Genomic DNA, 13,572 nt, shown 5'->3' with positions numbered 1-13,572 from the left:
TTCACCGTCGTATCGAGTGGAGTCGTCGGCGCAGAACAGGAATCGCATGTCCGCCACCGAGTCCGGAGCTCTTCCCGACACCGTCCAGAGTTACCTGGACGAGGTCCCTGCCTGGCGGGACGGCACGCCCGCGACCGCCGGCGCGATGACCTCGATGCAAAGACGGATCTGGTTGCTCGCGTCCGCGGGGAAGTTCCTCGAGGGCATGATCGTCTTCATGGTGGGCGTGGCCCTACCACTGATCATCGACGACTTCGGGCTCGGCTCAGCCCAATCCGGCGTCGTGACGGCCGCGCCCCTGTTGGGCATCATGATCGGCGCATCGGCCCTCGGCGGGCTGTCCGATCGGTGGGGTCGCCGTCAGATGTTCCTGGCCGAGATGGTTCTGTTCACGGCCTTCCTGGTGGGCGTCACGTTCAGCACCGGCTTCCCGATGCTGGTGGTGTGTCTCGTCGGCATGGGAATGGCGCTGGGTTGCGACTACCCGACCGCACACACCATGATCTCCGAGACCATGCCCACCAGCATCCGGGGTCGAGGGGTGCTCGCGGCGTTCGGCTTCCAGGCCGTCGGCGCCCTGGCCGGCACACTCGTCGGCGTCATCATCCTGGGCAATCGCGACGAACTGTCGGACTGGCGCTGGATGTTCGGCGTGGTTGTCGTCCCATCCGTCCTGGTGATCGTCGGCCGGCTCTTCATCGTGCAGAGTCCGCATTGGCTCCTCGGCACAGGCAGAGTCGACGAGGCGGAGCGAGCGCTGAAGCGTTTGTTGACTCGCCGACCGCAGTACCCGTCCACCGTCTCCCTCGCACTCCGCGACGAGTCTGCCTCCGGCCCCGACTCCGCCGACGGGTCACCATCCAACATCGGGTCGCTGTTCCGGCGACCCTGGCGCCGCTCGACGATCCTGGCTTCGATCCCCTGGTTTCTGCAGGACCTCGGAACGTACGGGATCGGCATCTTCACCCCGACGATCATCGCCGCGACGATCGGAACCGCCGCCGCAGACGACGCGACCGTCAGCAGCGTGGTCGCCGACGACCTGCACGGCGCCGAAGGCGCAGTCCTCATCGATGCCTTCCTCCTCATCGGCATCGCGTTGGCCATCCTCCTCGTCAACAGATTCGGCCGAATCCGACTACAGGTCTTCGGTTTCCTCGGTTGCGCTGTCGGGTTGGTGACAGCCGCCGCCTCCACCCTTCTCGACGGAACCCTGCAAGTCGTCCTCGTGTTCGTCGGCTTCATGTTGTTCAACCTCATGACCAACCTGGGTCCGAACTCCATGACCTATCTGCTGGCCGGCGAGGTCTTCCCCACCTCGCTGCGTGGGACGGGCGCGGGCCTCGCCGCCTCGGTCGCCAAGGTCGGGGCAGTCCTCACCGCCTTCCTGTTCCCCGTCCTCCTCGATGCCTGGGGAACGGCGATCATCGTGCTTCTTCTCGCCGGAACGTCGGCGCTGGGCGCATTCGTCACATGGACCTTCCGAGTCGAGACCACCGGACTGAGTCTCGAAGACGTGGACCGGATGCACGATGCGCCGTCGCCGACCGGAGGCATGAGCACTCCCCGGCCCACTCCTGCCGGGATCTCGTAGCGCAAAACGTTGCTGTAAACCAACTTTCGACAAACCCGCCCCTTTTCCGTAAACCCACCCGGTCCGAAGGCGTTGGGTTTACGGAAAAGGGGTGGGTTTGCGGGTGGGGGTACTCACCGCACCGGCAGCAACGGCACCCGCAGGAGCTCGCCCGACACCACCCCGCGCACCGTCCGAACCACCACCACACCCCATGCCAGGACGAGAACCGCGAACCCGGCGACGGCCGCGACCTGGAAGACCGCTCCACCGAGCGTGAGTGCCAGCGCACTCGAACCCGTCACGTAGGTGCCGAGCGGGAAGGTGAACGACCACCAGGTCATCGCGAACGGCATCCCCGACCTCAGCGTTCGCACGGTGAGCCGCGCGGCGACGACGATCCAGAGAGTGGCCACCACCCAGACGGTGAGGCCGTAGCCCATCGCGAACGACTGCAGCGTTCCGACGGTCGGGGCGCCCACGACGTGCGGTGCGACATGGGCGAGCAGGCATGCGGCGGTAATCGACTGGCCGAGCGGACCGAGAACGATCCACCAGGTGGGGACCATGTGGGCGGCACCGACATCACCGCTGCGCAGCCGCGCCGCCAGCACCGCCAGGATCGGCAGCGAGGCGAGTGCGGCCAGTACGAACATCGCGCAGCCGATCACCATCACGACCCCCGACGCCCAGCCCGCGGGCAGCTGCGGGGTGAGCACCGCGGCCGCCGACGCCGACACCATCGGGGGGACGACCGGCATCAGCCAGCCGCCGAAAGCCTCACCTACAGCCGGGCGGCCGACGATCAGGTGCCGGTACGGGATGACCACGGCGGTGAACACCCCGCCAATCGTGCCGATGATCCAGCACACGACGTCGATCCCCAGTGCCAGATCGCGGCCGATGACCGTCGTGCCGACCAGCATCGTGCTGGTCCCGACTGTCATCACCGCCATCGGTGCCGCGCCGTAGAAGTGGGCGACCACTCGGTGGGCGTGGTGACCGCGGGCGATCTCCGGGTCGCGGACCCAGTGGCGGACGGTGGCGGCCACCACACCCGCGAACACCGCGCAGGCCAACAGCCAGAAGACCGTCGCCACCACTGCCAGGCCCGGAGGTTGCCAGGGCAGGCTGTGCGCGGCGATCGCGACGATCCCGGTGCCCATCACCGCGGCGAACCAGTTGGGCGGAACGTAGGAGACGTGGCGACGCTTTGTCCCGGTGTCGGTTGCGGGCCCGCGATCTGTCGCGGCGAGTCCGGCGGTGGGGGTCGTCGTGGTCATGTTCACCACGTTCGCGCGAATGTCACGACGCCGGTAGGACCCAAAGCGTTGACAGGATACAAATCGTGTTTGTACCGGGGGTATCAGCGGTGCTTGTACCCTCGAACGATGGTGCTGAGTCCGCGGATGCCCGACCTCGCTTCGCTGGAGACCCTGCAGGCGGTGGTCGGGACAGGCAGTCTCAATGCCGCCGCGACCCAGCTCGGCGTCACCCAGCAGGCGGTGTCCGCACGAATCCGCGCGATGGAGACCCAGCTCGGCGTCACCCTGCTGACCCGCACACCGCGGGGTTCGGTACCCACCCAGTCCGGACGACTCGTCGCCGAATGGGCCGACCGGTTGCTGACCCTGGCCGGGGAGTTCGACGCCGGGCTGGCCGCGTTGCGCCTCGAACGCCGTGATCAGCTACGCCTTGCGGCCAGCCTGACCGTCGCCGAACATCTCCTGCCCCGCTGGCTCGTGTCGTTCGGCGCCCAGCACGATCACGCGCCGAAGGTGTCGTTCACAGCCACCAACTCCGACCACGTGTACGACCTCGTCCGTGCCGGCGACGTCGAGCTCGGTTTCGTCGAGGGGTCACGTGTCCCGACCGGTCTGCGAAGCCGGAGCGTCGCGCGTGACGAGCTGGTCCTCGTCGTGCCGCCGGGTCATCCGTGGACGCGGCTGCGGCGTCCGGTCACGGCCGCCGACCTCGCCCGCACCCCGTTGGTCACCCGCGAAGAGGGCTCGGGAACGCGGGAGTTCTTCGAACGCGCCCTGACGCGGGCCCTCGGGCCGGGACGGGAGACCGCGCCACCCGTGTTGGAACTGTCCACGACGGCGTCGGTGCGGGCGGCGGTCATCGCGGGAGCCGGGCCGGCCGTGCTCAGTGACCTCTCGGTCGCCGACGATCTCGGACACCGGCTGGCCCACATCGACATCGCCGACCTCGACCTCGCCCGACCCCTGCGCGCGGTGTGGCTGTCAGGGGCCCAACCGGGCGCCGGCGCGGCACGCGACTTCCTCGCGCACATCATCCGCAGCTGAGCAACACCCGTCCGATGGGCACTCGACGGATCGCCCTCACACCCCGGCGTTCGCGTCCTGCTTCTTCTTGAGTTCGAGCGCGATGTCGATCAGCTGGTCTTCCTGACCGCCGACGAGTTTGCGGCTGCCCGCCTCGAGGAGGATCTCCGCGGCCGAGACGCCATAGCGTTCGGCGTGGCCCTCGGCGTGCTTGAGGAACGAGCTGTAGCAACCGGCGTAGCCCATCATCATCGCCGAGCGGTCGACCAGGCACTCCGACGGCATGGCCGGACGGACGACATCCTGTGCGGCGTCGGCGATCTTCATGAAATCGACTCCGGTGGTGATGCCGAGCTTGTCGCACACACCCACGAAGGCCTCGGTGGGTGTGTTGCCCGCGCCGGCACCGAAGCGCCGGATCGAGCCGTCGATCTGCTGCGCACCCGCACGAATCGCGTTGACCGAGTTGGCAACCGCGATGTCGAGGTTCTCATGACCGTGGAACCCGACCTGCGCGTCGTTGCCGAGTTCGGCGACCAGGGCCTCCACCCGCACGGTCACGTCTTCGAGGACGAGGGCACCCGCGGAGTCGACGACGTAGACACACTGGCATCCGGCATCGGCCATGATGCGGGCCTGCTTGGCGATGACCTCCGGCGGCTGGCTGTGGCTCATCATCAGGAACCCGACGGTTTCCAGGCCCAGATCGCGGGCTAGTCCGAAGTGCTGGATGGAGACATCGGCCTCGGTGCAGTGCGTCGCGATGCGGCAGATCTGGCCGCCGTTGTCCTGCGCGGCCCGGATGTCGTCCTTGGTGCCCAACCCGGGCAGCATCAGGAACGCGATCTTCGCGCGCTTCGCGGTCTCCGCGGCGGCCTTGATCAATTGCTGCTCAGGAGTTTTGGAGAAGCCGTAGTTGAACGACGACCCGCCCAGACCGTCACCGTGGGTCACCTCGATCACCGGCACACCCGCCTCGTCGAGGGCGCCGACGATCGCGCGCACCTCGTCCTCGGTGAACTGGTGGCGCTTGTGGTGACTGCCGTCGCGCAGCGACGAGTCCGTGATGCGGATGTCGAGGGCATCGGAGTACTTGCGCGCGTTCGCCATCAGCTTCGGGTCACGCGGCGTGGAAACCACATTGGTGCTCATGCGGGGACTCCCAACTTTGTCTTCGCTGTTTCGTGGGCACTCACACAGGCGGTCACGCCGGGACTCCCAACCTGGTTTTTGCGATCTCTTCGCCGACCTTCGTGGCGGCGGCGGTCATGATGTCCAGGTTCCCGGCGTAGGGCGGCAGGAAGTCGCCCGCACCTTCGACCTCGACGAAGATCGACACCCGGGCGAAGCCGCCGTTGACGACGCTCGGCGGGTCGAACTGGGGGTCCTGCAACAGTCGATAGCCCGGCACGTACGCCTGGATCTCTTTCTCCCGGCGGTGGATCGACTCGGCGATGGCATCGGTGTCGGCGTCTTCGGGGATGGCGCAGAAGATGGTGTCGCGCATGATCATCGGCGGGTCGGCCGGATTGAGGATGATGATCGCCTTGCCGCGCTGCGCGCCGCCGATCGTCTCCACCCCCGCCGAGGTCGTCGCGGTGAACTCGTCGATGTTCGCGCGGGTTCCCGGTCCGGCCGACACCGAGGCGACCGACGCCACGATCTCGGCATACGGCACCGGCACAACCGAACTCACCGCATGCACCATCGGGATGGTCGCCTGCCCTCCGCACGTGATCATGTTGGTGTTCGGCGCGTCGAGATGCTCGCGGAGATTGGCCGGCGGTACCACCGCGGGACCGACGGCAGCCGGGGTGAGGTCGACGGCGATGATGCCCGCCTCTTCGTACTTCGGCGCGTACTCGCGGTGCACATAGGCCGAGGTCGCCTCGAAGATCAGATCCGGACGCTCCGACGACGCCAGCAGCTCGTCGGCGCCGCCGCTCATCGTGATCAGGCCATGATCGGCCGCGCGCTTCATGCCCTCGGAGGCGGCATCGATGCCGACCATCCAGCGCGGCTCGATCACCTCGGAGCGCTCCAGCTTGTACATCAGGTCGGTGCCGATGTTGCCCGACCCGATGATCGCTGCGGTCAGCTTGGCTGCCACGGGTTCCTCCTCATACTCGGTGAAAGTCGTTCGTGTCTAGGTGAAGTCGAGGGTGACGCGGCCCAGGCCGGCGAAGTCGGCCACGAAGTGATCGCCGGACGAGATGTCGATCGCCCGCGTCGCGGTGCCCGGCAGGATCACATCGCCCTTGCGCAGGCGCACCCCGAAGCCCTCGACCTTGCGCGCGAGCCAACTCACAGCGTTCAGCGGATGACCCAGTACCGCAGACGAATTGCCCTTGGCGACGATCTCGCCGTTGCGCGTCAGCGTCGCCTCGATGTCGCCGGTGTCGATCTCGGAGATCGGGACACGTTGCTGACCGAGGATCCACCCACAGGACGACGCGTTGTCGGCGATCGTGTCGCAGAGCGTGATCTTCCAGTCCTTGATCCGGGAGTCGATCAACTCGATCGAGGGCACCACCCAGGCCACCGCGTCGATCACATCCTCGTTGGTGCAGCCCTCGCCCGGCAGGTCCTCGCCCAGAATGAAGCCGACCTCGACCTCGACGCGCGGGAAGCACAGCTTCTTCGCGTCGATCGGGGTGTGTTCGAAGTACTGCATGTCGTCGAGCAGATGACCGTAATCCGGCTCGTCGACGCCCATCATCTTCTGCATGGCCTCCGAGGCCAGGCCGACCTTGTGCCCGGCGACCTTCGCCCCGGCGTCGAGGCGCTTGCGGATGTTGATCAGCTGGATCTCGTAGGCGTCGACCACATCGAGGCCGGGGTGGGCGTCGGTGGGCCTGTCGATGGCGGTCGCCGACGCCTCCGCCCGCGCCAGATCGGCAGCGATCTGCTCGCGAATCCCCTGCTCAACCGCCATCGTGCCCTCGCCTTCCGAATGTGAACGTGTTCTAGTTTAGAACACGTTGCAGTGTCGGGGCACTCCTCGGTGCGATCGGTGAACTTTTTCGCGGCGACGCCGGGATCGACGATCACACCAGCGGCGGGGGACTACGGTCGTCGTCATGAGTTCCGAGTCCCCGAATCCCGTCTCGCCGGACGACGACGACACCGGCGAGGCCATCCTCACCTCCGTCAACGACGGAGTGGGAAGGCTGACGCTCAACAACCCCCGCCGCAAGAACGCCATCACCCTCGAGATGGCCGCGGCCATCGAGCGATTCTGTGATCGGGTCATCGACGACGACAACGTCGGCGCCGTCGTCGTGGACGCCGTCGGCTCCTACTTCTGCAGCGGCGCCGACACGAGAATCCTGGCCGCGGCGTCCGCCGATCCGGCCGCGCCGTCGTCGGTCGCGCAGCTGTCGGCCGTCTACCGCGCGTTCGTGCGGGTCGGCTCGTTGCCGGTACCGACAGTGGGGGTCGTCGTCGGCGGGGCTGTCGGCGCAGGCCTCAATCTCGCACTCGCCGTCGACCTGCTCGTCACCACGCCCGACGCCGTCCTCGACAGCGGATTCCTCGCTCGCGGAATACACCCCGGGGGCGGTCACCTCACCCTGTTGAATCGGGCGGTGGGCAGGGCGAACACCATCGCCCTCGCGGCGTGCGGCCAGTCGCTGTCCGGCGAGCAGGCCGTCGAGCGCGGCCTGGCGTACGCGGCTGCGCCCCTTCCGGACATCCCGGCGATCGTCGACGGTCTGACCGGACCCGCCGCGCGCGACCCCGAGTTGACGCGGCGTGTGATGGCCAGTGTCCGTATGGAACTCGGACCCCCGGCGGTGACGTGGGATTCGGCGATCGAGATCGAGCGCGGCACCCAGATGTGGTCGATGGCGCGCAAGGGGCAGAACTGGTCGTCCCGCGGTCCCGGCCGGTCATGAGCCGGGGCGCCGTCTCGGACGACGTCCTGCACTCCCTCCGCGACGAGGTGCGCGCCTTCCTGCGCACCGAACTCGCCGGCAAAGCCGATCCCGTCGACTGGGCGTCAGATCCCGTTGACAATGCGTCTGTTTTCGGCGATCGTGCACCCAATCCCGTCGACCGTGCGCCCTAGTCCATACCGACACGCAGGCGGGATCGGAACTGTTGAGCCTGTTGAGGCCTTTGAATTCCTTACCCGATAGGAACCGGTGCGTTGATCAGGTCGTCCACGCCTGCCGCAGGCATCGACCTCTGGTCGCTTCGCCCCGTCGCCACCGGTCGACGTAGCGCCGACGGGATCGGACGCACAGTCAACGCGTAAAGACGCACAGTCAACGCGTAAAGCCGCCCAGTCGACGAAAACAGACGCCCAGTCGACGGGATCGGAAGCACCCCTGGCGTCCCATTTCTGAAACGTGTTCTAATTCAGGTAGAACACGTTCCAGCTGCGCGCACGAAGGGGACCCAATGGCCGGCTCGACCGAACCAGAACAGACCAGCACCCGATCCGAGACCCCGGCACCCGAGACGTTCGACGTCGTCGTCGTGGGGGCCGGCGGTGCGGGCCTGAGCGCGGCGATCACCGCAGCTCAGAAGGGCCTGTCGACGGTCCTGATCGAGAAGTCGCCGTACTGGGGCGGCTCGACGTCGCGGTCGGGCGGCGGGGTCTGGATCCCGAACAACTCGGTGCTGCGCCGCGACGGTGTGATCGACACACCGGACAAGGCCCGCGAGTACGTCCACGCGATCATCGGCGACCATGCCCCGGCCGATCGGATCGACGCCTACATCGACCGCGGGCCCGAGGCCCTCGACTTCCTGATGGCACACGCCCCCCTCGACCTCGAGTGGGTGAAGAACTATTCCGACTACTACCCGGAGGCACCCGGCGGCCGGCTCGCCGGACGGTCGATCGAGCCGCGCCCGTTCGACGCGCGCCGCCTCGGGGACGACCTGAAGACCCTGCACCCGCAATACACCAAGGCACCGCTGAACATGGTGGTGCTGCAGTCGGACTACCGCTGGCTCAACACCGGCCTGCGTCACTGGCGCGGTCCGCTGCGGATGGCGAAGGTCGGCAGCCGCTTCTTCTGGGCGCGCAGCCGGGGCAAGAAGCTGATCGCCATGGGCGCCGCGCTGGCCGCCGAACTCCTCATCGGCGTACGCCAGGCCGGCGTCCCGGTCCGGCTGAACACCGGCCTGGCCGACCTCATCACCGAAGACGGCCGCGTCGTCGGGGTGATCGCCGAGTCCGACGGCAAGCGCGTCGAGATCCGAGCACGCCACGGCGTGATCCTCGCCTGCGGCGGGTTCGAACACAACGACGAAATGCGCAAGAAGTACCAGCGCGACCCGATCGGCTCCGAGTGGACCACCGGCGCCCCGAGCAACACCGGCGACGGCATCAACGCCGGACTCAAGATCGGCGCCGCGGTGTCCCTGATGGACGACGCCTGGTGGGGCCCGACGATCCCGCTGCCGCGCGGTCCGTGGTTCGCGCTGTCGGAGCGGGCGGTACCCGGAACGTTCATGGTGAACACCCGCGGACAGCGCTACATGAACGAGTCCCTGCCGTATGTCGAAGCGGTGCACCAGATGTACGGCGGCCAGTTCGGTCAGGGCGAGGGTCCCGGCGAGAACGTGCCGTCGTGGCTCATCTTCGACCAGCGCTGTCGCAACCGCTACCTCTTCGCCGGCATCAACGCACGACAACCGTTGCCCAAGAAGTGGTTCGAGTCGGGTGTCGTCGTCAAGGCCGACAGCATCGCGGCACTGGCCGAGAAGATCGGTGTGCCGGTCGACGCACTGACCGCCACCACCGAGCGGTTCAACGGTTTCGCCCGCAAGGGCGTCGACGAGGACTTCGGGCGTGGCACAAGCGGTTACGACCACTATTACGGCGACATCACCAACAAGCCCAACCCGAGCCTCGGCGAGGTCAGCAAGGGCCCGTTCTACGCGGTCAAGATGGTCCCGGGCGATCTCGGCACCAAGGGCGGGATCAATGCGGATGCGTCGGGTCGCGCTCTGCGGGCCGACGGCTCGGTCATCGAAGGTCTGTACGCGGCGGGCAACACCAGCGCCCCGGTCATGGGACACACCTACGCCGGTCCGGGCGCGACGATCGGTCCGGCCATGGTGTTCGGCTACCTCGCCGCCGCCGACATCGCCGCCAAGGCCGCCGCCCCCGCATCCACAGGAGCCTGACACGATGCCCATCGACCTCTCCGTCGCCCTCGGCGCCGAGCTGCCCGAGGTGAGCTTCGAATGGTCGGCGTCGGACGCCGCCCTCTACAACCTCGCGGTGGGTGCCGCATCGGACCCGATGGACACCACCGGACTCGAGTACGTCCACGACTCGACACCGAAGGTGCTCCCCACCTTCGCCACCGTGGCCGCCGGCTTCCACACCACCGAACCCCCGAAGGTGTCGTTCCCCGGCATCGACATCGACCTCGCGAAGGTCGTCCACGGCAGCCAGCAGGTGACGGCCTACCGGCCACTGCCGGCCGGCGGCAAGGCGACCACCCGCACCCGGATCGCCGAGATCCAGGACAAGGGTTCGGCCGCGGTGATCGTGCAGGAGTCGGTGACCGCCGACGACGACGGCCAGACACTCTGGACCTCCCGCTCGTCGATCTTCGCCAAGGGCGAGGGCGGCTTCGGCGGCGAACGCGGTTCGTCGGCGAGGGTCGACTATCCCGACCGCGCGCCGGATCATCGCCTGACCGTCGCGACGCTCCCCCAGCAGGCCCTGCTCTACCGGCTGTGCGGGGACCGCAACCCACTGCACTCCGACCCCGACTTCGCCTCTCGCGCCGGGTTTCCCCGGCCGATCCTGCACGGCCTGTGCACCTACGGCACGGTCTGCCGCGCGATCGTCGACGAGGTCCTCGGTGGCGACGTGACCGCGGTCGCCGACTATTCGGCATCGTTCGCGGGCGTGGTGTTCCCGGGCGAGACCCTCGCGGTCGAGGTCTGGGAGGACGGCTCCCGGTTGCTGGCCACCGCGACCGTCGCCGAACGCGACGGCGCGAAGGCCCTCGGCAATGTGGTCTGCGAACGTCGTCGATAGTCCCGGAGCCGCGACGGCTCGGACGCAGCCCGGCGACGCTGTCGCGTGGGGCCAGTACGCTACACACGCGGACCGTGAGGCGGCCCGCAGGTTCCATGTCGCATATCCCCGAGGAGACGCCCATGAGCGATTCGCTGACGCCCCTACTCGCCGACAACCGCAGCGCACTGGTGACCGACCTCGTCGGTGTCATCGACGCCGAGGTGGCCGACCAGTCGGGTCTGAGCGGCGCTGCTGTGAAGACCGCCTACTCCGCGGTCCAGAAGGTGAAGCCCGGTGTCGTGCGCAGCGCCACCGATCAGATGGCCGAGGACTTCCTGAAGGCGCTGGCGCCGTTCTGGGATTCGAAGCCGGCCGGTGTCGCCTTCGGCGATCACCTGACGGCCCACAGCGATGCGGCGGCCGAGGCCCTGCTGTCGGTCACCGACGAGCAGGCCGAGACGGCCAAGCCCGCACTCGCCAAGGCATACAACTCCCTGCGCGGCAAGGGGAAGAAGTACGTGATCGCGGCACTGCCGCGTCTGGGTGCCGCCATCGAGCGGCACGCCGCCTAGAAGTCGGCGCGCGTCGTCGGCGGTCACACCGACATCTCGACGGAGTCGGGTCAGACCGCCGACGACGCGATGGCCACGAGAGCCACGACGACGCCGATGAGCGCGGCCAGCATCGACAGCACACGCCACACGTGGACGCGAGCGGGCGAGATCTCGGTCCCGTTCGGGGCGACGTCGGGCGATGCGGCCGGGGTCGCGACAGCGGGGGTAGCAGCGGCGGGGGTTCGTGCGATTCGGGGTGAGGCCATGACCTGTCACCACTTTCGGTTGTCCGGGGCCAACGGGGACCGGCACGGTCTCGCGTTCGCCCGGTATCGATACTGCAGTGATAAATGTGTCACAAGTTACTCGAGTAGCGTTGGCGCCTACATAGCGTGTCGCGATAACGAAATCGCAACACAGGCTCGCCGGCGGCGATCATGCCTCCGACCGAACACGTGTCGCCGCACGCAGACCCCGAAAGCGCAGGACGCCGAATGAGATTACCGTCCGCCATCCGCCTCGACGCGAAGTCTGCGTGGCTCGTCCTCGTCGCCTGTCTGTCGGTCAGCATGGTCGTTGCCGCGATGGCGGCCCTCAACACCGCCCTGCCCGACATCGCGATCGACACCGGCGCCGACGCCGGACAGATGACGTGGATCGTCGACGGGTACACCCTGGCGCTCGCGGCGCTGCTGCTCCCGGCGGGCGCGATCGGCGATCGGCTGGGCCGCCGCGAGGTCCTGATCGCCGGCCTCGTGTTGTTCGGCGTCGCCTCGCTGGTGGCGATCTGGGTCGACGGCCCGACCCAGTTGATCCTGGCCCGGTGTTTCGCCGGCGCCGCCGCGGCGCTGATCATGCCGACCACGCTGTCCCTCATCACCTCCGGGATGCCGGAAGGTCAACGCGCGGTCGGGATCAGCATCTGGTCGGCGATCGCCGGCGGCGGAGCGATCGCCGGCTTCCTGGTCACCGGCCTCCTCCTCGAGTTCTTCTCCTGGCACTCGATCTTCATCACCTTCGCCGCGGCATCGGCCGTGGCTGCCGCCCTCTGTCTGACCATCGGCACGTCGAAGGACAGCGACCCCGGTCGCTTCGACATCTCGGGAACGGTGTGTTCGGTCCTCGCCATCACCGGAGTCGTCCTCGGTCTCCTGGAGGCTCCGCATCGGGGCTGGGCGGATCCCGTCGTCTTGGTCTGCATCATCGGGGGCGTGTTGCTCGCCGCGGCTTTCGTCGTCGTGGAGCTGCGGTCGACGTCACCGCTGTTCGACGTCCGGCTACTCGGCAACCGCGCGTTCGGATCCGGGTCCCTGTCGGTCGCGGTCCAGTTCCTCGCCTCGTTCGGCATGTTCTACCTGCTGTTGCAACTGTTGCAGCTGGTGTTCGGCTACACGCCGCTGCAGTCCGCCCTCGCACTGATGCCGTTCGTGGCCGGCGTCGGCCTCACCACGCTGTTCGCGAACTGGCTTGCCGTGCGGCTCGATTCGCTCAAGTTCGTGATCGCCGGCGGTGCGCTGCTGTCCGGTGTCGGCCTGATCCTCCTCGGTTCGTTCCGGTACGAGACCTACTGGACGCTGGCCGGGGTGGTCGCGGTGATCGCCGTGGGTATCGGCCTGGCCTCGGCGCCGGCGACGACGGCCATCATGTCCAACACCCCGCTCGACAACCAGGGTGTCGGCTCGGCGGTGAACGACACGGCCCGCGAGATAGGCGCGGCGATCGGCATCGCGATCGCCGGCAGCATCGTCGCCGCGGGGTATCAGTCGCGGATCGGTGACACCGCACAACTGGCGCGTGATCAGCTGGCCGCGGCCGGTCAGCAGCGGATCGCCGCCGGCGACAGCGCCGGTGGCCAGGCCATGATCGCCGAGGCCGAGCAGGCCTCGACGCTGATCGAACGGTCCCTCGCCGAGGCGACGGTGGTCGTCGACAGATTGTCCGGCCAGGCCGCCGACCTCGCGGAGACCATCGCCGAGGGCAGCCGAGAGGCCTTCTACGCACCCTTCGAGCAGGCGTCGCTCGTGCTCGGCGGGATCATGCTCGTGAGTTCGGTGGCGCTGCTGTGGCTGACCCCGCGGCGCGTCGTCGAGGTGCCGTCGGACGTGGCAGAGCCCGACCCGGACCGCGACGACACCTACGCCCGTGACTGAGTGACGTAGCCTG

The 13,572-nt window shown here is 68.0% G+C and carries 13 protein-coding genes; 8 read left to right on the top strand and 5 right to left on the bottom strand.

What is annotated here, in order from left to right:
• The first annotated feature begins 46 nt into the window (after positions 1 to 46).
• Entirely contained in the window at positions 47 to 1,594 is a 1,548-nt protein-coding gene (locus AC3B6C_RS11965) for an MFS transporter (RefSeq protein ID WP_488376153.1), read from the top strand.
• Between the two features lie 113 nt (positions 1,595 to 1,707).
• Here the strand turns inward: AC3B6C_RS11965 and AC3B6C_RS11960 are convergent, their stop codons facing one another.
• Complete coding sequence (locus tag AC3B6C_RS11960; protein WP_488376152.1) at positions 1,708 to 2,856, bottom strand: TDT family transporter; 1,149 nt, start codon at positions 2,854 to 2,856, stop codon at positions 1,708 to 1,710.
• A 108-nt stretch (positions 2,857 to 2,964) separates the two neighbouring features.
• On the opposite strand from AC3B6C_RS11960, the gene AC3B6C_RS11955 reads away from it, so the two are divergent.
• Positions 2,965 to 3,882: a LysR family transcriptional regulator gene (locus AC3B6C_RS11955; protein WP_084817330.1), complete on the top strand. Its 918-nt coding sequence runs from the start codon at positions 2,965 to 2,967 to the stop codon at positions 3,880 to 3,882.
• A 36-nt stretch (positions 3,883 to 3,918) separates the two neighbouring features.
• Here AC3B6C_RS11955 and dmpG read toward each other — a convergent pair whose 3' ends face one another.
• The 3 genes from dmpG to AC3B6C_RS11940 are packed head-to-tail and all read right to left on the bottom strand — an operon-like array spanning position 3,919 to position 6,796.
• The gene (gene dmpG, locus AC3B6C_RS11950; protein WP_488376151.1) at positions 3,919 to 5,013 is read right to left on the bottom strand and encodes a 4-hydroxy-2-oxovalerate aldolase; all 1,095 of its coding nucleotides are present in this window, start codon (positions 5,011 to 5,013) and stop codon (positions 3,919 to 3,921) included.
• A 52-nt stretch (positions 5,014 to 5,065) separates the two neighbouring features.
• Positions 5,066 to 5,971, bottom strand: a complete 906-nt coding sequence (locus tag AC3B6C_RS11945; RefSeq protein WP_488376149.1) for an acetaldehyde dehydrogenase (acetylating) — start codon at positions 5,969 to 5,971, stop codon at positions 5,066 to 5,068.
• A gap of 36 nt (positions 5,972 to 6,007) precedes the next feature.
• Positions 6,008 to 6,796, bottom strand: a complete 789-nt coding sequence (locus AC3B6C_RS11940; RefSeq protein WP_488376148.1) for a 2-keto-4-pentenoate hydratase — start codon at positions 6,794 to 6,796, stop codon at positions 6,008 to 6,010.
• Between the two features lie 145 nt (positions 6,797 to 6,941).
• Between AC3B6C_RS11940 and AC3B6C_RS11935 the strand changes: the two genes are divergently transcribed.
• The 5 genes from AC3B6C_RS11935 to AC3B6C_RS11915 all read left to right on the top strand — a co-directional run bounded on the left by AC3B6C_RS11935 (position 6,942) and on the right by AC3B6C_RS11915 (position 11,427).
• Positions 6,942 to 7,757 (top strand): enoyl-CoA hydratase-related protein, encoded by an 816-nt coding sequence (locus AC3B6C_RS11935; protein WP_488376147.1) that lies wholly within the window; start codon positions 6,942 to 6,944, stop codon positions 7,755 to 7,757.
• Positions 7,754 to 7,930, top strand: a complete 177-nt coding sequence (locus AC3B6C_RS11930; protein WP_488376146.1) for a hypothetical protein — start codon at positions 7,754 to 7,756, stop codon at positions 7,928 to 7,930. The genes AC3B6C_RS11935 and AC3B6C_RS11930 overlap by 4 nt, the downstream gene beginning before the upstream one ends.
• Before the next feature lie 335 nt (positions 7,931 to 8,265).
• Positions 8,266 to 10,005 (top strand): 3-oxosteroid 1-dehydrogenase, encoded by a 1,740-nt coding sequence (kstD, locus tag AC3B6C_RS11925; RefSeq protein ID WP_488376145.1) that lies wholly within the window; start codon positions 8,266 to 8,268, stop codon positions 10,003 to 10,005.
• 4 nt (positions 10,006 to 10,009) lie between these two features.
• The gene (locus AC3B6C_RS11920; protein ID WP_014928740.1) at positions 10,010 to 10,873 is read left to right on the top strand and encodes a MaoC/PaaZ C-terminal domain-containing protein; all 864 of its coding nucleotides are present in this window, start codon (positions 10,010 to 10,012) and stop codon (positions 10,871 to 10,873) included.
• A gap of 122 nt (positions 10,874 to 10,995) precedes the next feature.
• Positions 10,996 to 11,427 (top strand): DUF6918 family protein, encoded by a 432-nt coding sequence (locus AC3B6C_RS11915; protein ID WP_010842144.1) that lies wholly within the window; start codon positions 10,996 to 10,998, stop codon positions 11,425 to 11,427.
• Positions 11,428 to 11,477: 50 nt separating this feature from the next.
• Here AC3B6C_RS11915 and AC3B6C_RS11910 read toward each other — a convergent pair whose 3' ends face one another.
• Positions 11,478 to 11,675 carry a hypothetical protein gene (locus tag AC3B6C_RS11910; protein WP_010842145.1) on the bottom strand — a complete coding sequence of 66 codons (198 nt, stop codon included), beginning with the start codon at positions 11,673 to 11,675 and terminating at the stop codon, positions 11,478 to 11,480.
• A 228-nt stretch (positions 11,676 to 11,903) separates the two neighbouring features.
• Here AC3B6C_RS11910 and AC3B6C_RS11905 point away from each other — a divergent pair, with 228 nt between their 5' ends.
• Positions 11,904 to 13,559, top strand: coding sequence for an MFS transporter (locus tag AC3B6C_RS11905; RefSeq protein WP_488376143.1), 1,656 nt, complete (start codon positions 11,904 to 11,906; stop codon positions 13,557 to 13,559).
• Positions 13,560 to 13,572: the final 13 nt, after the last annotated feature.

Source organism: Gordonia sp. 11cp (genome assembly GCF_057767225.1).
This window is presented reverse-complemented; position numbering and strand designations above follow the sequence as displayed.